The organism is Thauera aminoaromatica (genome assembly GCF_000021765.1).
GTDB lineage: Bacteria > Pseudomonadota > Gammaproteobacteria > Burkholderiales > Rhodocyclaceae > Thauera > Thauera aminoaromatica.
In genome coordinates, this window is the sequence record NC_011662.2 from 2,873,417 (window position 1) to 2,894,889 (window position 21,473).

16 protein-coding genes are annotated in these 21,473 nt (G+C 67.9%); 10 read left to right on the forward strand and 6 right to left on the reverse strand.

The features are described from left to right. The first annotated feature begins 84 nt into the window (after positions 1-84). On the forward strand, positions 85-1,617 hold the full coding sequence (locus TMZ1T_RS12660; protein WP_004298615.1) for a fumarate hydratase: 1,533 nt from the start codon (positions 85-87) through the stop codon (positions 1,615-1,617). Positions 1,618-1,707: 90 nt separating this feature from the next. On the opposite strand, the gene TMZ1T_RS12665 is transcribed toward TMZ1T_RS12660, so the two are convergent. Both TMZ1T_RS12665 and ppsA read right to left on the reverse strand, forming a co-directional pair. Next, complete coding sequence (locus TMZ1T_RS12665) at positions 1,708-5,463, reverse strand: bifunctional diguanylate cyclase/phosphodiesterase (protein WP_012585593.1); 3,756 nt, start codon at positions 5,461-5,463, stop codon at positions 1,708-1,710. 148 nt (positions 5,464-5,611) lie between these two features. Beyond that, positions 5,612-7,978: a phosphoenolpyruvate synthase gene (ppsA, locus tag TMZ1T_RS12670; protein ID WP_012585594.1), complete on the reverse strand. Its 2,367-nt coding sequence runs from the start codon at positions 7,976-7,978 to the stop codon at positions 5,612-5,614. A 137-nt stretch (positions 7,979-8,115) separates the two neighbouring features. On the opposite strand from ppsA, the gene ppsR reads away from it, so the two are divergent. From ppsR to msrB, 3 genes are read left to right on the forward strand one after another with little or no spacing between them, the layout of a single operon-like run. Beyond that, on the forward strand, positions 8,116-9,060 hold the full coding sequence (gene ppsR / locus TMZ1T_RS12675; protein ID WP_012585595.1) for a posphoenolpyruvate synthetase regulatory kinase/phosphorylase PpsR: 945 nt from the start codon (positions 8,116-8,118) through the stop codon (positions 9,058-9,060). Further along, a complete protein-coding gene (locus TMZ1T_RS12680; protein WP_012585596.1) occupies positions 9,057-10,226 on the forward strand; it encodes a DUF2863 family protein in 1,170 nt (389 codons plus the stop codon). Before ppsR ends, TMZ1T_RS12680 begins: the two co-directional genes overlap by 4 nt. 17 nt (positions 10,227-10,243) lie before the next feature. After that, positions 10,244-10,645, forward strand: coding sequence for a peptide-methionine (R)-S-oxide reductase MsrB (gene msrB, locus TMZ1T_RS12685; protein WP_004298623.1), 402 nt, complete (start codon positions 10,244-10,246; stop codon positions 10,643-10,645). Between the two features lie 233 nt (positions 10,646-10,878). Here msrB and TMZ1T_RS12690 read toward each other — a convergent pair whose 3' ends face one another. The 4 genes from TMZ1T_RS12690 to TMZ1T_RS12705 form a co-directional block, all read right to left on the reverse strand. Continuing rightward, positions 10,879-12,060: an acetyl-CoA C-acyltransferase family protein gene (locus tag TMZ1T_RS12690; protein ID WP_004298625.1), complete on the reverse strand. Its 1,182-nt coding sequence runs from the start codon at positions 12,058-12,060 to the stop codon at positions 10,879-10,881. Positions 12,061-12,089: 29 nt separating this feature from the next. After that, the gene (locus TMZ1T_RS12695; protein WP_012585597.1) at positions 12,090-13,013 is read right to left on the reverse strand and encodes a CobD/CbiB family protein; all 924 of its coding nucleotides are present in this window, start codon (positions 13,011-13,013) and stop codon (positions 12,090-12,092) included. A gap of 112 nt (positions 13,014-13,125) precedes the next feature. After that, entirely contained in the window at positions 13,126-13,749 is a 624-nt protein-coding gene (locus tag TMZ1T_RS12700) for a CoA pyrophosphatase (protein WP_004298629.1), read from the reverse strand. Between the two features lie 8 nt (positions 13,750-13,757). Then, entirely contained in the window at positions 13,758-14,408 is a 651-nt protein-coding gene (locus tag TMZ1T_RS12705; RefSeq protein ID WP_012585598.1) for a retropepsin-like aspartic protease family protein, read from the reverse strand. Between the two features lie 224 nt (positions 14,409-14,632). Between TMZ1T_RS12705 and TMZ1T_RS12710 the strand changes: the two genes are divergently transcribed. From TMZ1T_RS12710 to TMZ1T_RS12735, 6 genes are all read left to right on the forward strand, one after another. After that, a complete protein-coding gene (locus TMZ1T_RS12710; protein ID WP_012585599.1) occupies positions 14,633-15,061 on the forward strand; it encodes a type IV pilin protein in 429 nt (142 codons plus the stop codon). Further along, positions 15,058-15,594, forward strand: a complete 537-nt coding sequence (locus TMZ1T_RS12715) for a GspH/FimT family pseudopilin (RefSeq protein ID WP_004298635.1) — start codon at positions 15,058-15,060, stop codon at positions 15,592-15,594. The genes TMZ1T_RS12710 and TMZ1T_RS12715 overlap by 4 nt, the downstream gene beginning before the upstream one ends. Positions 15,595-15,605: 11 nt before the next feature. After that, positions 15,606-16,088 (forward strand): type IV pilus modification PilV family protein, encoded by a 483-nt coding sequence (locus TMZ1T_RS12720; protein ID WP_012585600.1) that lies wholly within the window; start codon positions 15,606-15,608, stop codon positions 16,086-16,088. 100 nt (positions 16,089-16,188) lie between these two features. Beyond that, entirely contained in the window at positions 16,189-17,223 is a 1,035-nt protein-coding gene (locus tag TMZ1T_RS12725; RefSeq protein ID WP_012585601.1) for a PilW family protein, read from the forward strand. Beyond that, entirely contained in the window at positions 17,223-17,849 is a 627-nt protein-coding gene (locus TMZ1T_RS12730; protein WP_144312166.1) for a pilus assembly PilX family protein, read from the forward strand. The genes TMZ1T_RS12725 and TMZ1T_RS12730 overlap by 1 nt, the downstream gene beginning before the upstream one ends. A gap of 32 nt (positions 17,850-17,881) precedes the next feature. Further along, positions 17,882-21,451, forward strand: coding sequence for a pilus assembly protein (locus TMZ1T_RS12735; protein WP_144312167.1), 3,570 nt, complete (start codon positions 17,882-17,884; stop codon positions 21,449-21,451). Positions 21,452-21,473: the final 22 nt, after the last annotated feature.

Sequence of the window (21,473 nt, forward strand, 5' to 3'; positions counted from 1 at the left end):
CCGGTGGTAGAATCCGGCGCCACTCCGGGCCTTCCGGTCCGGCCGCGTCATTCTGCCCCCATGTCATTCCGGAGACCAAGCGCCATGACGATCATTCGCCAGGAAGACCTCATCCAGTCGATCGCGGATGCCTTCCAGTACATCAGCTACTACCACCCGCTCGACTACATCCAGGCGCTCGGCGAAGCCTACGCGCGCGAGGAAAGCCCGGCCGCGAAGGACGCGATCGCGCAGATCCTGACCAACTCGCGCATGGCCGCCGAGGGCCACCGCCCGATCTGCCAGGACACCGGCATCGCGGTCGTCTTCCTCAAGGTGGGCATGAACGTGCAGTGGGATGCGAAGATGAGCGTCCAGGAGATGATCGACGAGGGTGTGCGCCGCGCCTACAACCACCCGGACAACAAGCTGCGCGCCTCCGTGCTGCTCGACCCCGCCGGCAAGCGCCAGAACAGCAAGGACAACACCCCGGCGGTGGTGCACTACGAGGTCGTCGCGGGCGACGAGGTCGAGGTCATCTGCGCGGCCAAGGGCGGCGGCTCCGAGAACAAGACCAAGATGGTCATGCTCAACCCCTCCGACTCGATCGTCGACTGGGTGCTCAAGACCGTGCCGACCATGGGCGCCGGCTGGTGTCCGCCGGGCATCCTCGGCATCGGCATCGGCGGCACGCCCGAGAAGGCCATGCTGCTGGCCAAGGAATCGCTGATGGATCCGGTCAACATCCATGAGTTGCGTGCGAAGGCCGCCTCCGGCGCCACGCTCTCCCGCGTCGAGGAGCTGCGCCTCGAGCTCATGGAGAAGGTCAACGCGCTCGGCATCGGCGCCCAGGGCCTGGGCGGCCTCACCACCGTGCTCGACGTCAAGATCATGGACTATCCGACCCACGCCGCCTCGCTGCCGGTCGCGATGATCCCCAACTGCGCCGCCACCCGCCATGTGCACTTCCACCTCGACGGCTCGGGCCCGGCGCATCTGCCCACGCCGAAGCTCGAAGACTGGCCGCAGGTCACCTGGAAGGCCGACACCAACGTCGCTACCCGCGTGAACCTCGACACCCTCACCAAGGAAGAGGTCGCGTCCTGGAAGCCGGGCCAGATCCTGCTGCTCAACGGCAAGATGCTCACCGGCCGCGACGCCGCGCACAAGCGCATCGCCGACATGCTGGAAAAGGGCGAGAAGCTGCCGGTCGACTTCACCAACCGCGTGATCTACTACGTCGGCCCGGTCGACCCGGTGCGCGACGAGGTCGTCGGCCCGGCAGGCCCCACCACCGCGACCCGCATGGACAAGTTCACCCGCATGATGCTGGAGAAGACCGGCCTCATCTCGATGATCGGCAAGTCCGAGCGCGGCCCGGTCGCGATCGAGGCCATCAAGGACAACCAGTCGGCCTATCTGATGGCGGTCGGCGGCGCGGCCTACCTGGTGTCGAAGGCGATCAAGGAAGCCAAGGTCGTCGGCTTCGCCGACCTCGGCATGGAGGCGATCTACGAATTCACCGTGCAGGACATGCCGGTGACGGTCGCAGTCGACGCCAAGGGCACCAGCGTGCACAACACCGGCCCGCAGGAGTGGCAGGCGAAGATCGGCAAGATCCCGGTCGTCGTCGCCTGAACGCCCTCGACGCGCGCCCTGCCCCCGAGCGCTTCCCGGAGCGCCCGCATCGAGGGGCCGGGGCGCGGGTGGAGGACGCAGGGCGCGGGCTCAGGCCCGCGCCTGCCGCCACGCCGAGGGCGGCGACCAGTTCGCCACCCAGGCCGGAATCTCTTCCGCCGGCATCGGCCGCGCGATCCCGTAGCCCTGCGCCACCTCGCAGCCCAGTTGCAGCAAGAGGCTGCCGTGCTCGACCTCCTCGACCCCCTCGGCGATCACCTCGCGCTTGAAGGCATCGGCCAGCCCCATGATCGCCTTCAGGATGGCGAGGTCCTCGGCGTCCTCCACCATCCCGCGCACGAACAGCTGGTCGATCTTGAGACGCGCCGCGGGTAGCCGCTTGAGATAGGCGAGCGAGGAATACCCCGTCCCAAAGTCGTCGAGCGCGAAGGACACGCCGATGCGTGCGCACGCCTCGACGATGCGCGTGACCTGGGCGATGCTCTCCAGCGCGCTCGTCTCCAGCACCTCCAGTTCCAGCGCGCCCGGCCCCAGATCGGGGTGGCGCGCCAGCGCCGCCTGCAGGCGCGGCATGAAATCCGCCGCCTGCAGGTGACGCGCGCCCACGTTCACGCTCACCGGCAGGAACAATCCCGCGTGCTGCCAGGCGGCAACCTGGGCGAGCGCCTGTTCGATCACCCAGTCGCCGATCTCGACCGCGAGCGGGTGGTCCGCCACCACGGGCAGGAAGCCGCCCGGCTCGAGTTCGCCCTGGCGCGGATGCCGCCAGCGGATCAGCGCCTCGGCACCCACCACCGCACCGCTGCGCATGTTCACCTTGGGCTGGTACAGGAGGCGGAACTCGCCCGTGCGCAGCGCGCCACGGATCGCCGCCAGGGTCTGGTGGCGCCCGCGCTGGGAGCGGTCGTGCGCGGTGTCGAAGAGGTGGTAGCGGTTCTTGCCGGCGAGCTTGGCCTGGTACATGGCGAGGTCGGCCTGGCGCAGCAACTGGTCGGCGTCGACCTCCTCCGCCTGCGGGTACAGGGTCAGGCCGATGCTCGCCGAGACCTTCACCTCCTGCCCCGCAAGCTGGACCGCCTGCGAGACCGCGCCGAGCAGGCGGCGCACGAGCAGTTCGCAAGCCTCTACATCGGGCAGGTCGAGCAGCAGGGCGACGAACTCGTCCCCCCCCAGGCGCGAAATGCTGTCGCCCTCGCGCAGCGCCGCCTTCATGCGCGCCGCCACCACCGCGAGCAACTGGTCGCCGGCCTGGTGGCCGAGGGTATCGTTGATGGCCTTGAAGCCGTCGAGATCGATGTAGGCGAGCGCGAGCTGCTGACCGCGCCGGCGCGCCTGCGCCATCCCGCGCTGCATGCGGTCGCTGAGCAGGACGCGGTTGGGCAGCCCGGTGAGCGCGTCGTAATGCGCGATGTATTCCAGGCGCGACTCGTGCTCCTTCTGCTGAGTGATGTCGGTCAGCGTCCCGGAAAGGCCCGCGGGCCGGCCTTGCGCGTCGAACGCGCGCCGCGCGCTCATCTCCAGCCAGCGGAATCCGCCGCCGGCGCAGCGGTAGCGTGCCGCGTGGGTGCAGGACTCGAGCTCGCCTGCAAGCACCTGCTCGATCATCTCGCCGTGCTGGTCGCGATGGTCCGCGTGCACGTGGGCGAGGAAGTGGCGGCCGAGGCTATCCGCGAGCGCGTAGCCGGTGATGTCGGCCCACGCCTTGTTGAGAAAGGTCCAGCGCCCTCGCCCGTCGAGCTGGAAGATCACCTCGCGCACGCTCTCGACCACCGAGCGGTAGCGCGCCTCGCTCGCCTGCAGGCCGTCGTGGGCGCGCTTGCGCTCGATGACCCCGCTGAAGGCGTTGCCCACCAGGGTCATCAGGGTCTTGTCCTCGTCGGTCCAGGTGCGCTCGCTGCGCACCGCGTCGAGCCCGATGACGCCGCGCACCTGGCCGTCCACGACCATCGGCACGCCAAGCACCGAACGGATCGACTGCGCCCCGAGCAGCACGCGGTCGGCCTCGGCCTCGGACGGCAGCGCGGCGACGCTGGGGTAATCGACGATCCCGAGCTGCTTGATCGTGCGCAGGAAGAGCAGCGAGTCGTCGAAGGGCAAGCCCTGCAGCTTGTGGATCTGCGGCTCGACGCCCTCGGCGCACCACTCGTGGGTGTTGTCGAGCAGGGAACCGTCCTCGGACACCTGGAACACGTAGGCGCGATCCGCCTCGGCGAAGCGCCCGAGCTCGCCGAGCGCCCGATGGAGATGAAGGTCGAGCTCGGCCGGCGAGGCGAGGATCAGATCGGACGAGATCCGCCCGACCAGGCGCTCGAAGGCGATCCGTCCGTTCAGCACGCGCTCCGCGCGCTCGCGCGCCAGCTCGGCCGCGACGCGGTCGTCGAAGATCTCCAGCAGGGTGCGTACCGCCGCCTCGTCGTCGAAGGGGCGGCGACGCAGCGCGACGATCAGGCCGAGCACGCCGCCATCGCGATCGAATAGCGGCATGCCGGCGTAGGCCTCGATGCCCATGCGCACGAGTTCGCGGTCGCGCGGAAAGCGCGCATGCACCCCCCGCGGGTAGATGCAGGCGCCCAGCCCGATCGTGCCATCGCAGGGGGAGTCGGCAAGGGCATAGCGGAACGGCCCGATCGCTGCGCCCTCGCCCCAGCCCGCGCGCACCTCGATGTGCGCGCCGTCCGCGCACAGCTGGCCGACGAAGGCGATGTCCAGATCGAGCGCCTCGACGATGTGCCGGCACACGGCCTCGTAGAAGCCCTCGCCCGACAGCCGCGCGTAGCGCGCCGCGAGCGCATCGAGCGCGAGGTCGCCGCGCTTGCGCTCGGTGATGTCGTAGCAATAGCCGATGTAGCCGACGAAGGCGCCGTCCGCGTCGCGGCGCGGATTGCCCTCGTCCGAAATCCAGCGGTAGCCGCCCGCGGCGTGGCGCAGGCGGTATTCCATGCGGAAGGACTCGCGGCGGGCGAAGGCTCGTTGCCAGGCGTCGAGGCAGCCCTCCAGGTCGTCCGCATGCACGTCGGCCACCCAGCCCGTGCCTTGCGATTGTTCCAGCGTGCGGCCGGTGAACTGCAGCCAGGTGTCGTTGAAATAGTTGCATCCGCCGTCCGCGTCCGAGGTCCAGATCAGCGCCGACTTGCTGTTGGCGAGCTCGCGGAAATGGCGTTCGCTCTCCTCCAGGGCGCGACGTGCGGCCTTGCGGTCCTGCTCGGTGCGCAGCGCGATGATCATGCTCGCGCAGGTGACCAGCATCGGCTCCAGCTCGACGATCAGGGCGTGGTCGTAACCCTGCGCCGCGTTCGCCAGGCCGACCATGCCGATCAGCTGCCCGCCGTGGAACAAGGGCAGGCCGAGAAAGGCGCGCAGCTCGGGGTGGCCGGGCGGCACCCCTGCGCCGCGGGGATCGCCCGCGGGCGCATTGCAGATCACCGGCGTGGCGGTTCTCACCACCGAACCGAACAAGGTGTCGAGGTTGTGGAACTCGAAACCGCCGGTGCGCATGCGTTCGAACAGGGCGCGCGACTCGGGACTCCAGGAGATGTCGCTGAGTCCGTGCATGCGCAGGAAGGACTCGCCGGCCTCGTCGTGCAGCACTTCGCCGATGAAGCCGTACTCGCTGCCGGTCAAGGCCACCAGCTGGTCGAGCATCGCGGAGAAGGTGTCGGCGGACGAACGCCCCACGAGCATGCCGCGCTGCAGCGTGGACAGCACCGACAGCATCTGCGCCTGGCGCGCCACGCGACGCTCGAGGTCGGCGAGCGCGACGGATGCGGGCGGTGGCGCCGGCGGCACATCCCCATGTCCTGCCCGGGCGGGCACCTCCACCGACGACTCGATCCTCAAGCCCGACATCCGATCCCCTCGAATCCGCATGCACGACAAGCGCGCATGTTAGCGGGAAGCTCTTTCCAGCGGCATGACTGCAACGCCCGGATGCATAAAAAAGGGCGCCGACCCTCGCGGTCGACGCCCTCGATACGACAGCGTGCCGAAGCGGCGTTCAGCGCTTGCCGTGTGCGGCGAGCTTGAGCCAGGTGTCGACCACGGTGTCCGGGTTCAGCGAGATGGTCTGGATGCCCTCGTCCATCAGCCACTCGGCCAGGTCGGGGTGGTCCGACGGCCCCTGGCCGCAGATGCCCACGTACTTGCCGAGCTTGTTGGCCGCCTGGATGGACATCGACAGCAGCTGCTTGACCGCCGGATCGCGCTCGTCGAAGGAATGCGCCACCAGCCCCGAGTCGCGGTCCAGGCCCAGGGTGAGCTGGGTGAGGTCGTTCGAGCCGATCGAGTAGCCGTCGAAGTACTGCAGGAACTGCTCGGCCAGGATGGCGTTGGACGGGATCTCGCACATCATGATCAGCTTGAGGTCGTTCGCGCCGCGCTTGAGACCGTGCTCGGCGAGCAGGTCCACCACCCCTGCGGCCTCCTCGAGGTTGCGCACGAAGGGGATCATGATCTGCACGTTGGTGAGGCCGAGCTCGTTGCGCACCTTCTTCATCGCGGCGACTTCCATCTCGAAGCAGTCGCGGAAGCTGTGCGCGATGTAGCGCGAGGCGCCACGGAAGCCGAGCATCGGATTCTCTTCCTCCGGCTCGTAGATCTCGCCGCCGAGCAGCTTGCGATACTCGTTCGACTTGAAGTCGGACATGCGCACGATCACCGGCTTCGGATAGAAGGCCGCGGCGATGGTGGCCACGCCCTCGACCAGCTTCTCGATGAAGAACTGCTTGGGCGTCGCATAGCCGCGCGAGCGGCGGGTGATCTCGTCGCGCAGGCTGGCCGGCACCTGACCGATGTCGAGGATGGCCTTGGGGTGGATGCCGATCATGTTGTTGATGACGAACTCCAGGCGCGCCAGGCCGACGCCGCCGTTGGGGATCTGCGCGAACTCGAAGGCGAGCTCGGGGTTGCCCACGTTCATCATGATCTTCACCGGAATCTCGGGCAGGTTGCCCATGTCGGTGGTGATGACCTCGAACTCCAGCTTGCCGCGATACACGTAGCCGGTGTCGCCTTCGGCGCAGGACACGGTGACGGATTCGCCTTCGTGCAGCACGTCGGTGGCGTTGCCGCAGCCGACGATGGCCGGGATGCCCAGCTCGCGCGCGATGATCGCGGCGTGGCAGGTGCGGCCGCCGCGGTTGGTGACGATCGCGCTGGCGCGCTTCATCACCGGCTCCCAGTTGGGGTCGGTCATGTCGGTGACGAGGATGTCGCCGGCCTGCACGCGGTTCATCTCGGAGGCGTCGCCGACGATGCGGACCGTGCCGGCACCGATCTTCTGGCCGATCGCGCGGCCGTGGGTGAGGGCCTTGCCGTACTGCTTGAGGCGGTACTTCTCCATCACCAGGCCGGAATCCTGGCTCTTCACCGTCTCGGGACGCGCCTGCAGGATGTAGAGCTTGCCATCGACGCCGTCCTTGCCCCACTCGATGTCCATCGGGCGGCCGTAGTGCTTCTCGATGATCACCGCGTAGCGGGCGAGCTCGAGCACGTCCTCGTCGGTCAGCGAGAAGCGGTTGCGATCGGCCTCGGGCACATCGACCGTGCGCACCGACTTGCCGGCGACGGCCTTGTCGGTAAACACCATCTTGATGAGCTTGGAGCCGAGGTTGCGGCGGATGATCGCCGGCTTGTCGAGCGCGAGCGTAGGCTTATGGACGTAGAACTCGTCCGGGTTCACCGCGCCCTGCACCACGGTCTCGCCCAGGCCATAGGAGGCGGTGATGAACACCACCTGATCGAAGCCCGATTCGGTGTCGATCGAGAACATCACGCCCGAGGCGCCCGAATCGGAACGCACCATGCGTTGCACGCCGGCCGACAGCGCGACGTCGGCGTGGGCGAAGTTCTTGTGCACGCGGTAGGCGATCGCGCGGTCGTTGTACAGCGACGCGAACACTTCCTTCATCGCATGCAGGATGTTCTCGTAGCCGTGGATGTTGAGGAAGGTTTCCTGCTGGCCGGCGAAGGAGGCATCCGGCAGGTCCTCGGCGGTCGCCGAAGAGCGCACCGCGAAGCTGCCCTCGCCCTCGGCGGTGATCGCATCGTAGGCGGTCTTGATCTCGGCCTCGAGCTTGGCCGGGAAGGGCAGGTCCACGATCCACTGGCGGATCTGCGCGCCAGTCTTGGCCAGGGCATCGACGTCATCCACGTCGAGCGCGTCAAGCGCGGCGTTGATGCGGTCGGCCAGGCCGTCGTGGGCGAGGAACTCGCGATAGGCTTCGGCGGTGGTGGCGAAGCCGCCCGGGACACGGACGCTGGAAGGCAGCTGGCTGATCATCTCGCCGAGCGAGGCGTTCTTGCCGCCGACCTTCTCGACGTCGGACATGCGCAGTTCGTTGAAAGGGATCACGTAGCGTGTCATGGGTGGCTTCCGCAAATGTTGGGGAAAAAGCAAAATATCGCGAACGGCAGTGTACGATTTTTTGTGCTGTGCCGCATCACAGGGTTTGCCCCAATACACGCCCCGCACCCCTGGTCGGGGCCGCAAGGTCCGAAATCATGAACGACATCGCCCGCCGCACCGTCTTCTTCGTCTCCGACGGCACCGGCATTACCGCCGAAACCCTTGGCCACAGCCTGTTGGCGCAGTTTCCCGAGGCGCGCTTCCGCCAGGTGCGCGCCCCTTTCATCGACGACATCGACAAGGCGATCGACTGCGCGACGCAGATCCGCGAGGCTGCGGCCGAGGACGGCGTGCGCCCGATCGTATTCAGCACGCTGGTCAATCAGGCCACCGTTGACGCACTGCACAAATCCGACGCGCTCTTCCTGGACCTCTTCGAGCGCTTCATCGGCCCGCTCGAAGCCGAGCTCGGCCAGCGCTCCACCCATGCCGTGGGCCGCTTCCATGGCATCGCCGACAGCCTCAACTACAAGTACCGCATCGAGGCGATCAACTTCGCCATGGCACACGACGACGGCATCTCGAGCGAGGGCGAGCTCGCCGAGGCCGACGTGATCCTGGTCGGCGTGTCGCGCTCGGGCAAGACCCCCACCAGCCTCTACCTGGCGATGCAGTTCGGCGTCAAGGCGGCCAACTACCCGCTGATCCCCGAGGACTTCGAGCGCAACAAGCTTCCCGGCGAGCTGCACAAGTACCGCACCAAGCTCTTCGGCCTCACCATCGCCCCCGAGCGCCTGTCGCAGATCCGCCAGGAACGCCGCCCCAACAGCCGCTACGCCGCGCTGGAGAACTGCCGCTACGAGATCGACGCCGCGCACAAGCTGATGCGCCGCGAGAACATCCGCTGCCTCGACTCGACCACCAAGTCGATCGAGGAGATCTCCGCCACCATCCTGCAGACCATCCGGGGTCGACCGCCCCGGTTTCTGAGCGCGCGCCGGGCGCTTCGACCGGCGTTTTCCCGCGGCATTGGTAGAATACGCGGCCATGCGTGCCGCCCAAGCCGGCACCCCGAACAGCGCAACAGGAACCCGACATGAAAAGAACGCGCCTCAAGCGCCGCGGCGGTCTCGGCCGCACTGCCGAACAACTCGTCTGGCTCGCCGGCGGGCTGGCCCAGTCCGGCAGCCGGATCGAGGACCACTACTGGGAGATGCAGCTCGCCAGGCTGATCGACGAGACCCTGACCGAAAACGACGAGGAAGTGCTCAACGCCGCGCTCGACCACCTCTACAGCGCCGACGCGCGCGCCTACGACGAGCTCGCCGACAACATCGAGTCGCGCGCCGAATGCGCCGCCGGCAGCCTCGCCGAGCACGACGTCGTGCTGATCGCCGCGCCGGTGCTGGCCTGGTCGCGCTACCGCATCCCCGCCGCCAACATCCCGCCCGCAGTGCTCGCCAACCTGCGCGTGCACCTGCAGGCCCACGTGCTCGCCAAGGGGGCCAAGCTGTCGGTGGCCGACTTCCTCTTCAGCCCCGACCAGCTGCCCCAGGGCTACTGCGCCACCGCGGAGTTCGCCAAGGTGATCTGCGGTGCGGCGGCCGACAACCTCGATCTGCACATCGACACCGATGGCATGCCGGAGACCGCGCAGTTCCTCTCCGACACCCGCTACCTGCTCGCCGCGGTGGCCGTGCCGCGCGGCGCCGCGCTGTTCCGCTGGCAGGAGCCGGACGGCACCCGCGACGGCGCGCTCGAGCAGTGGCGCGCCCAGGGTGGCGCCTGCCTGACCCCGCTGCTGCCCGGCTGCGCGGTCGACCTCGTGCTGCCCGACTCCTACTTCGCCGCCAGCCGCGCCGCCGACAAGGACAGCCGGCCCTACTCGGTGCGCGCCTCGGTCGCCTTCCTCGCCACCACGCTGGAAACACCTGCCGCCAACCTGCGCGCGGTGGTCGCGCCGTTCTGGGAGCGCACTCTCGAGGAATACCGCATCGGCTTCACCGTGCGCGGCCGCGACGAGGTCGTGCACGGGGTGGTGTGGCCGCTGTTGGGGGCCGAGGACGAGACCACCGACTGCGTCGCGCAGATCGAAACCGTATTGCGCGAATCCGGTCTCACCGACGTCGTGGCGCTCGAGCACCACTTCCCGCTCGAGTACTGCGACGATTGCGGCGCCCCGCTCTACCCCTCGCCCGAGGGCGAGGTCGTGCATGCCGAGATGCCCGAGGAACAGGGCGTGCAGGCGCCGCGCCACCTCCACTGATCCCGCACGAGGTTCCCATGGCCCGCGAAGTCGACAAACCCGACGCCGAATGGCGCCGCCAGCTCTCCGACCTGCAGTACCGCGTCACCCGCGAGAAAGGCACCGAACGTGCCTTCACCGGCGAATACTGGGACGTCTGGGACAAGGGCGCCTACAACTGCGTGTGCTGCGGTGCCCCGCTCTTCCGCTCCGAGCACAAGTTCGACGCCGGCTGCGGCTGGCCGAGCTTCTGGACCGCAGCCGAGCCCGACAACGTCGAGACCGCGGTAGACCGCAGCCACTTCATGGTCCGCACCGAGGTCCTTTGCCACCAGTGCGGCGCACACCTCGGCCACGTCTTCGAGGACGGCCCGCAGCCCACCGGGCTGCGCTACTGCATCAACTCGGCGTCGGTGCGCCTGGAGAAGGAGTCGGACTGAAGATCGCGACTCGCGTCGCTCCCACAAAACCCGCACAGCTCCGCAGCCCCCCGGAGGAGCAACACAAGTCGCGATCGAGGCCCCCCGTGGGAGCGACGCAAGTCGCGATCGAGACCCCCAGACCGCCCCGTAGGAGCGACGCAAGTCGCGATTGCCAGTTCAGCGCGCCCGAAACGAAAAAACCCGCGCCAGCCTCTCGGCCGCGCGGGTTTTTCTTGCGACGAGGACGACGCTTACACGCGTTCCCACACCGTGGTGATGCCCTGGCCGCCGCCGATGCACATGGTGGCGACGCCATAGCGGCCGTTGGTGCGGATCAGCTCGTGCAGCAGCTTGGTGATGATCACCGAGCCGGTCGCGCCGACAGGGTGGCCGAGCGAGATCGCGCCGCCGTTCGGGTTGACCTTGGCGGTGTCGAGGCCGAGACCGCGGTTCACCGTGATCGACTGCGCGGCGAAGGCTTCGTTGGACTCGATCACGTCGATCTGGTCGAGCTTCAGGCCGGCACGCTGCAGCGCGAGCTTGGTGGCGGGGATCGGACCTTCGCCCATCACGTCGTTGGGCACGCCGGCGATCGCGTAGGACACCAGGCGCGCGATCGGCTTGTGGCCGCCCGCAGCCGCCTTGGCGGCATCGGCCAGCACCAGGAAGGCGGCGGCGTCGTTGATGCCCGAGGCGTTGCCGGCGGTGACCGAACCATCCTTCTTGAACGCCGGCTTCATCTTGCCCAGCGCTTCCATGGTGGTCATGCGCGGATGCTCGTCGGTGTCGAACACGACGGTGCCCTTGCGGGTCTCGAAGGTGATCGGCACGATCTGGCCCTTGAAGCGGCCCTCGGCGATCGCCGCGGCGGCGCGCTTCTGCGACTCGAGCGCGAAGGCATCCTGCTCTTCACGGGTGATGCCGTGCTTGGTGCACAGGTTTTCGGCGGTGATGCCCATGTGGCCGACGCCGAACGGGTCGGTCAGCACGGCGACCATCGAGTCGATCGCCTTGGTGTCGCCCATGCGCGCACCGCTGCGCAGGGCGGGCAGCAGGTAGGTACCGCGCGACATCACTTCGACGCCGCCGCCGATGGCGAAGTCGGCATCGCCCAGCATGATGGCTTGGGCCGAGCTGACGATGGCCTGCTGCGCCGAGCCGCACAGACGGCTGACCTGGAAGGCGACCGAATCCATCGACATGCCGGCGTTGATCGTGGCCACGCGCGAAACGTAGGCATAGCGGGAATCGGTCGGGATGCAGTGGCCGACGGATGCGAACGAAACCGCCTTCGGGTCCACACCCGCGCGGGCGATCGCTTCCTTGATCACCACCGCGCCGAGATCGGACGGCTCCATGTCCTTCAGCGAGCCACCGAAACCACCCACGGCGGAACGAACAGCGCTCAGAACGACGACTTCACGATTTGCCATAACCCACTCCCTTGTTGAGATTAGACTTGTCACCGCCCCACCCAGCCCGCAGCCGCGAGCAGGAAGAGCAGGAACAGACACACGAACAGAGCCCGCCATAGCAGGCTCACCGTGTTTTGCATGTGATCGACGCCTGCCTCGCTCCCCAGCCCCAGTTCGGGCCGATCCACGATGCCCCCGGCCACATGGACCGGCATGCCGAGCCGCACGCCCAGCGCGCCACCACCACTAGCGATAAGTATAGCCGACGACCTCTCCGGCCACAGCACCGCCTGCGAGCGCCAGCAGTAGATCGCATCCTCGAAATTGCCCATGATGGAAAAAACGATCGCGGTGATCCGCGCAGGCAGCCACTCGATCGCCTCGCGCGCGCGCAGCGCGAAGCCGCCGAAGCCCGCGTCGCCCCCATCCGGGCGCCCCCACTCCTCGGCCAGCAGTCCGGCGAGCCGGTACATCACCGCGCCGCTCGGGCCGGGTAGCAGCACGAACCAGAACATCACGCCGAACAGCCGGCGGTGCGAGACGACCAGCGCCTCCTCGATCGCGAGGCGGGCGATCTCGCTCGCGGAGGCCCCCTCGTGGCGGGTCCCCCGCCAATCCTCGAGCAGGCTGCGCGCGCCCTCGGGCTCGCCGAGGCGAAGCGCCATGTGGATGGCCGAGAAGAAGCGGGTGTCGTGGCGGAAGCCGATGCAGAGGTAGAGCGCCACCACGTTGAACAGGAAGGCCAGCGCGGGATGCATCTCCCACAGCAGCCAGAAGGCGAGCGCGCTCGCGAACCCGGCGGCGGGAACCAGCAGGAGCCACGCGAGCCGTCCCTGCGCCGCCGAGCCGCCCTCGAAGCGCCCTCGCATTCCGCAGACCACGCCGCGCACCCCGCGCACCGTCCACCCGCGCGCCGGCAGCGGACGCAACTGTTCGAGGACGAGCGCAAGGATCAAGGAAAAGAAGGTCATTCAGGCAGGACGTCGCGGGCCGAAAAGGCCCCGGGCACAGAGCCGAGTCATCGGTGCGGCAAGATATCACAAAGGCAAGCGCGCGCCGCCTGCCGGAAACCCTTGGCCGCGCTCAGCCTTCCTCGTTCAGCAGGCGATACAGCGACATCAGGATCCCCGCGGTCGCACCCCAGATGAAATAGCCGTGCCAGGGCATGGCGTGGAAGCGTCGCATCCGCCCCTCGTGCAGGATGCTGTGCTCCTGATGGTTGCGCGGATCGAGGAAGTGCGCGAGCGGCACCTCGAAGGCCTCCGCGACCTCGAAGGCGTCGAGCGTGAGTTCGAGCGGCGGATGCACCACGCCGACCACCGGGGTCACCCTGAAGCCGGTACCGGTGAAGTAGTCGGGCAGCGCGCCGATCAGCTCGACGTGACGGCGGGCGAGCCCGATCTCCTCTTCCGTCTCGCGCAGCGCGGCATGCACCGGCGAGGGGTCGTCGTCCTCGAGGCGGCCGCCGGGAAAGCTGATCTCGCCCGGATGATGGTGCAGGTGGTCGGTGCGCCGGGTGAGCAGCACCGACGGCACCTCGTCGCGCACCACGAGCGGCACCAGCACCGCCGCCGGCTTGGGCGGGCGCGAGCGCGCGAGGTCGCGGCCGTCGCCGTTGAACCCGCCGTCCCGGTGCGGGCCCGCGGCCAGCCGGCGGCGGATCTGTTCCAGAGGGGGAAGACCATGCGGTCCGCTAGCAGGATTCACGCGACGCCTCAGTAACGTTTCTTGAGCAGCAGGCGGTCGCCCTCGCGCCGCCAGTCCATTCGATTGAGGAAACTCATGCCGAGCAGCACCACGGGCAGGTCTGTCTCGTGCACCGCCGCATCGACCCCGAGCATGCGCACGCCGCCGAGCTCCACCGCGTCCAGCCTCACCTTCCAGATCGTCGCCAGCCCGTTCGCGGTCGCGCTCTGGCCCATCGTGCCGGCGCGGTAGTCGATGCCGAGCCGCAGCGCATCGCTGCGCCCCATCGCCACCAGGGTGGCGCCGGTGTCGACCAGGGCATTGACCGCCACGCCGTTGATGCGCGCGCCGGTAAAGAAGTGCCCGCCCCCGTCGGCCTGCAGACTGATCTCGCTCGCCGCGGTTCCCGCGCTGCTCGCCACCTGCTCGCCCAGGCGCGCGACGAAGACACGGCCGTCGTGCTCTAGCGTGGCCGCCTCGCTCGTCGCCGCCCGCAGCACGATGCCCTCGCGCGTGCGTGCGCCCACCTTCACGGTCTGCGGCGCGCCGCCATCGACCACCAGCACCGCCCGGCCCGCGAACAGCCCGGCCACCGCCACGTCGGCAGCGTACGCCGCCCCCGCGCCCAAGCCCGCCGCGATGGCCAGCACGCCGACCGAAGCCGCCTTCCATCCGTCCATCCCGTCCTTCCTCCGCATCGCGCCGATCTCCCTCCCCGTTGCCGATCCGCCAAGCGGGCCCGCCCGCGCTGCGCACCGCCCGCCGATCATCCTCCGAGCCCCCGCCGTTCGTCCACCCGCGACGGCGGCATTCTGCGTGGCGCCATAGAATCCGTCACGAACACCCCGGCGGCAAAGTCCGACAATGCAATCGAGACTGTGCACCATCCGACACGGAGCCCCCCTTGAAACACGCCTCCCGCACCCGCGGCTTCACGCTGATCGAACTGATGATCGTGGTCGCCATCATCGGCATCCTCGCCTCGATCGCCCTGCCCGCCTACTCCGACTACATCCGCCGCTCGAAGATCGTCGAGGCGACCTCGGTGCTGTCCGACCTGCGCGTGCGCATGGAGCAGTTCTACCAGGACAACCGCAGCTACGTGTCGACCGGCACCACCTGCGGCGTCGCCATGCCCACACAGCAGTTCTTCACGATGAGTTGCACCGGCACCAGCACCACCTACACGCTGACCGCGACCGGCAAGTCCGGCACGGACGTGGCAGGGTTCACGTACACGCTGAACCAGCAAAACGTCCGCGCGACAACCGGCGGCAGCTTCGGCACCAGCACGACCTGCTGGGTCGGCAAGAGGGGAGGCGGCTGTCTATGAGGACGCCGATCCAGCGCGGTTTCGGCCTGGTCGAGGCCATGGTGACGATCGCAGTCTTAGCGATCCTGCTCGCGGTCGCCGTACCCAGCTTCCAGCAGATGATCGTCAACGGCCGCACCCGCACCATCGCCGAATCCTTCCGCGCCGGTGTGGATCTGGCCCGTACCGAGGCGATGCGGCGCAATCTGCCGGTCGGGTTCGCCGTCGTCTCCGCCGTCACCGGCTGCAGCGCCGACACCACCGGCACGAACTGGGTGGTCTTCTTGGGCACGACCTGCAACAACGACGCGACGGTGGTGCAAAGGTTCGTCGCCGGGGGTAGTGAGGCGGGCGTCACGGTCAGCACCTCGAGGGGCACGCTCATCTTCAACGGGATCGGCATGAGTGTGGGCGGAGCCACGGCCACCATCGACTTCGGCAACAATCTCCCCTCCGCACAACGACGTACGCTCCGCCTGGGCGTCAGCGCGGGCGGCCAGACCCGCCTGTGCGAGCCCGGCATCACCGCCAGCGGCGACCCGCGTGCCTGTTGAGGAGGCCAGCCATGAAGCGCACCGTGAGACTCCCCATCCAGCCCGGCCGCTCCAAGGCCTGCGCGGGCAGCCGTCCGCAGCGCGGCGCCAGCCTGCTCGAGGTGCTGATCGCCCTGCTGATCTTCTCCTTCGGCGTGCTCGGCATCGTCGGCCTGCAAGCCAGCATGAACATCCGCAGCACCGAGGCCCGTCAGCGCGCCGAGGCAGCGCTGCTGGCCGACGAGATCATCGGTCGCATGTGGCTGGCGCCTGCGATCAGGCGTGAGGATTTTGTCTATCGGTCCGACGCCGACTGCACTGCGACCGCGACGACACCGCCAGACATCCTGTCGTCCTGGTTGAACAAGCTGCGGGCGACCATCCCCGGCGCCCAGGTGGTCATCGGCCACGACGAGACCACTGGCGAGACCCGGCTCACCATCTGCTGGCCGCGCCCGCAGACCAACGAATGGAGCAACCATGTCGTCCGCGCCCGCATCAATTCGAACAACTGAAGCCGCGCGGCCGGCACCCGGGCGCGCAAGCGCCGGCAGATGGCGCCGCGCTCCGCGGCTACGCACGCGCGGCATTGGCCTGGTCGAGCTGATGGTCGGCATGACCATCGGCCTGATCGCGCTGCTCGTCATGGTGCAAACCTTCTCGGCAAGCAATGCACACAAGGCCAACACGGTCAGCGGCGCCGACGCGACGACGGCCGGCCAGGTGGCCATGACGCTGCTGGAACGCGATCTGCTGAACGCGGGCGCCGGCTTGATCGGCACGGGCTGCAGAACGATCAAGTATCTCAAGCCCGGCACCAGCGGAGCACAGGAGATGAATGGCATGCCGGTCACGATCGTGGCGGATCCGAGCGCGCCGAGCGCCCTGGCCTCGCGCAGCGATCGCATCACGATCCGCTACGCGAGTTCGGGAGAGGCCTCGATCGCCAAGGCCACCCTCACCGAATCCATGCCCAGCCCCTCGTCCACAATGTTCGCGAACATCGGGATGGGGTTTTCCGAGGACGATCTGATCGTGCTCAACGACGCGGAAGGCCACTGCGCGATCCAGCAGCTCACCCAGGACCCCGGCTCGGTCGGGCGCGGAGGCGGTGCATGGCGGTTCCAGATCAACCCGAGCAGTCCGTATAACGATCCGGGCGACTCGGCCGGCCTGTTCCCCTCCGACGGTTACCAGTCGGGGACCGGCACGATCCGCTCGCTCGGCCCGGGCGGCATCGCCGAGACGGTCTATCGCCTGCAGTCGCGCGGCAGCAGCACCGCGCCACCCGACACCGACCTGGCAACCTCGCGCGCCGACATGGCGAGCACCACGGCCGCGCAGACGCTCGTGCGCGACGTCGTCGCCCTGCGGGCCCAGTACGGCTGGTGGAACAGGACGACCAACACCGTGAGCTTCAGTTCGACGATCCCCACCGGAGCCGGGGCGGCGGACCTGGTCGCCGTGCGCGTGGGCATTCTGGTGCGCGCGAGCCAGCGCGACGCCAGCTACACCGCGCCCGAGACCTTCAGCTTCTTCGAATACGACACGCCGGTCCAGATCACCCTGGGCAGCGCGGAGCGCAACTACCGTTATCGGAGCTACGAAACCGTGGTTCCGTTGAGGAATGCCTTATGGAACCGCGAGTGATGCACGGTGAACGCCGCCAGCGCGGCGCCGCGCTTTTCATGGCGCTGATCATGCTCGTGGCGATGAGCATCGCCGCGGTCTCGCTCGTGCGCAGCGTAGACACCACGGTCACGATCGCCGGCAACCTCGCCTTCCAGCAGGCGGCACTGCAGGCCTCCGACTTCGGCGTCGAAGCCGCCGCGCACGACCTCGACACCAAGCCGCGCGAGAGCCAGTGGAAGGTCGGCGGGACCTGTCGGCTGACGAGCGCCGAACCCACGGTCTCGAACTATTTCCCGACCATGTTCGCCACGGCGAGCACGATGGGCAGCCCGACCATCGGTGGGCGCAGCTACACGATTCCGGGGGTCCCCACGCTCGACTGGGACAAGGTCGCCTGCATCGAAGACTCCCGGATCCCCGATGGATACCGGGTGCAGTACGTGATCGACCGCCTGTGCACCGGCACGCTGCCGATCGCCAACCGCGCCGAATCCTGCGTTTCGGACAACCCCGAGGAAGGCGGATCCCGCCGTGCCGGTTCGCCACGCATCACCGGCGCCTCGTCGATCCGTTACCGGCTGACCGTCCGCGTCACCGGCCCGAACAATGCGCAGTCCTTCGTGCAGGTCGTGCTGCGCGACTGATGGACTCCTCGCCCTTAACCGGAGAACGCGTCGTGAACAACGCACACCCCGCCTTCCGGCCGATTGCCCGGCACACCCGCCTCGCGCTGCTCGCAGCCGGCCTGCTCGCCGCCCAGATTGGCTTCGCCGCCCAGACCGAGATTTCCGAGGTCCCTCCCGAATCGAAGATCACGGTGCCGGCGAACGTGATGTTCACGCTCGACGACTCCGGCTCGATGTACTGGGAGAGCATCCCCGATTCACATGGTAATCGGGACGGCATCTATCTCTTTCCGCGCCCGGCGAACGTCTACGATTGGCGCACCGGCGCCACCGACTATCCGGCCAACCCGGTCTCCACGGATCTGGACGACCCCAATGCGCGCTTCTATCGTTCGTACGCCGGAAACCCCCTGTATTACAACCCGGAAAAGACCTACAAGCCCTGGAGCAACAGCGACGGCAGCCTGTGGCCGAACGCGGAGCCGACCCGGGCCTGGCTGAATCCGGGTCATCCGAACAGGGACGACTACACCCTGGACCTCACGCAGAACCTGCTCTGGCGGCCTCCGCCAGCGGACAACTCCACCGTTGCAGAGGCCACGATCTATCCTGCGACCTATTTCGCCTACACGGGCCCGGCCCCTCTCGTGCGCACCGACACGACCACGACGAACACGCCCGGCAACTTCACCCGGGTACAGATCGGCCTCACCACCTTACCCCCCCGCAGTCCCAAGCGTACCGACTGTGCCGGCGACCCCTGCACCTCCGCGGAGGAAATCAAGAACTTCGCCAACTGGTTCTCCTACCATCGCTCGCGCCATCTCGCCGCACGCGCGGCAATCGGCAAGGCCTTCTCCGAACAGAAGGACAATCTGCGCGTCGGCTACGCGACGATCAACCGGACCACCGAGACGAACATCGACGGCGTCACCACCAGGCGGATCGTGCGTGGCCTGCGGCTACTCAAGGACGAGGAGGCCACGGACAAGCGCTGGCGCACCCAGTTCTTCGACTGGCTCTACAAGGACCCGATGCAGCGCTTCTTGACCACGCCGCTGCGCACCGCGATGGACGATGTCGGCAACTACTTCACGAGCGCGCCGCCCTGGCGTGCGAAGGTCGAGGACTCTACCAGCGCGGCCTTGAGCTGCCAGCGCAGCCACCACATCCTGATGACCGACGGCTACTACGACAACACCGGAGACAGCGCACGCACCTCCATCTCGGGATCGAACATCGACAACCTCGAAGGCGACGAACACACCAGCGAGGACGGCACCAGGAGCTATAGCTACCTGCCGGCCGCCCCGTACAAGGACGACTACACCAATACCCTCGCCGACGTGGCGATGTACTACTGGAAGACCGACCTGCGCCCGGGCCTCGCCAACGGCATTCCCGACGACGATCGGAACCCGGCCTTCTGGCAGCATCTCTCCACCTACACCATCGGCTTCGGCATCACCGGCATGCTCTCGGAAAGCGACATCGTCGCGCTGTTCGCGGGCCGCCTGAACTCGGTGTCCTGGCTGAACCCGACCACCGTCGGCAACGACCGGGCAAAGGGCGACGACCTCGTCCACGCGGCACTCAATGGCCGCGGAGAGTTCTTCCGCGCCGACGATCCGGAGCTCTTCGCCCAGCGCCTGAGCAAGGTGCTCGAATCGCTCGCCAACAATCCGAGCGGCGCCGCGGCCGCGGCCGTGACCAAGCCCTACATCGATATCGCGAACAATTTCACCTACGAGACCAGCTACAGGGCTGCGCAGCGGATGGGCGACATCAAGGCCTACAAGTTGCACCTGGAAACCGGGCAGCCCGACCGTAACCAACCGGCCTGGACAAAGCCCTGCCCGACCGATGCGAGCAGGACCTGCGCCAAAGGGGTCGCCGAGATGCTCGAGGCGCGCACCCCGGACTCGCGCCAGATCGCCACCTTCAACGGCAGCAGCGGAGTGGACTTCACCAGCAGCGGCCTCGGCACCACGCTCCTCGGTCAGCTCCAGTCCCCGGCAGGGGCTGGCAATGGCGCACAGGTGCTCGCCTACCTGCGCGGCGACCGCAGCCAGGAGTCGACGAGCTTGCGTCGCCGGCTGCAGCTCCTCGGTCCGATCATCCACAGCGAACCGGTCCTGGTGCGCGAGCCTGACCGCTCCTATACCGACGCCGGCTACGTGAGCTTCCGCTCGAGCACCACGGGACGCACCCGCATGCTTTACGTCGGCGCCAACGACGGCATGATGCATGCATTCGACGCCTCCACGGGCGTGGAGAAGTGGGCCTACGTCCCGAAGGCCGTGTTTCCGCGGCTGCCCGGACTGGCCTCGCCCAGCGGACTGTTCGAGGCCACGGTTGACGGCTATCTCACGGAGGGCGATGTGGATTTCGGCTTCACCGGGGGAACGCGGGGCTCCGCCGACTGGCGCACCTTGCTGGTGGGTGGCCTTGGCCGTGGCGGCAAGGGTTTCTATGCACTCGACATCACCTCCCCCGAAGTGACCGAGTCCAGCCCGCTCACGGCGAAGGTGCTGTGGGAATTCAGCGGCGACGCCGATCTCGGCCTCGCCTTCTCGCGGCCGATCATCGTCAAGCACGAGGTAGTCACGACCGACAACCGGGGTAACGAGACGCGCTCGGGCCAGGGGTGGGTCGTGCTCGTCAGCTCGGGCTACAACAACTCGAGTGGCGACGGCAGAGGCTACCTGTATGTTCTCAACGCCAAGACCGGTGCGCTCATCAAGAAGCTCTCCACGGGCGTCGGCAGCGCCAGCGACCCGAGCGGGCTCGGCCAGCTCAGCGCCTGGGTGCACAACGCCGACGTCAATAATGGCGTGCAGTGGGTCTACGGTGGGGACCTGAAGGGGAACCTGTGGCGCTTCGACCTGAGCGCAACCAACCCCGACGCCTGGTCGACAAGCAAACTTGCGGTCCTCACCGACGCCAGCGGCAACGTCCAGCCCATCACCGCGGCGCCCGAACTCACCCGCGTCAAGGCCGGCAACGATTTCCGCAACCTGGTCGTGGTGGGCACGGGGCGCTACCTTGGAGAGAAGGACGTCCCCGGTACCACGGTCTCCGCGGCCGACGCGGCCCAGGTCCAGACGTTCTACGTCATCGAAGATCGCATCGACCGCGGCGGCAGCACCGTCGTGCGCGCAGACCTGACGCCTCGGACCCTCGCCGCGGAGACCGACGGCACGCGCACCCTGTCCGATGCAGCGGACATCAACTGGTCTGCGAAGCGCGGGTGGAGGGTGGATCTGAACATCAGCGGCGAACGTGCCACGACCGATCCTGCGATCGCCCACACCACGGTCGCATTCACGACCAACGTCCCGAGCGCGTCCGATCCATGCGTGCCGGGCGGGACGAGCTATCTGTTCCAGTTCGACCTCGCAACCGGGATGGCTCCGATCGGTACAAACGCCCTTCCCTACGTGGGCAAGCGCCTGCGGCCCGGTCTGGCGAGCCGCGTCGTACTGATCGTGACGCCGAACGGCCAGGTCATCGGCCTGATCCGCAAGACCGACGACAGCAGCGAAGCCGAGCCGATCGTGACTTCGGTGTCCGGGGGCGACATTCGCCGGATATCCTGGCGCGAACTGAACTATCGCTGAGACCGGACACGATCACTGGAAA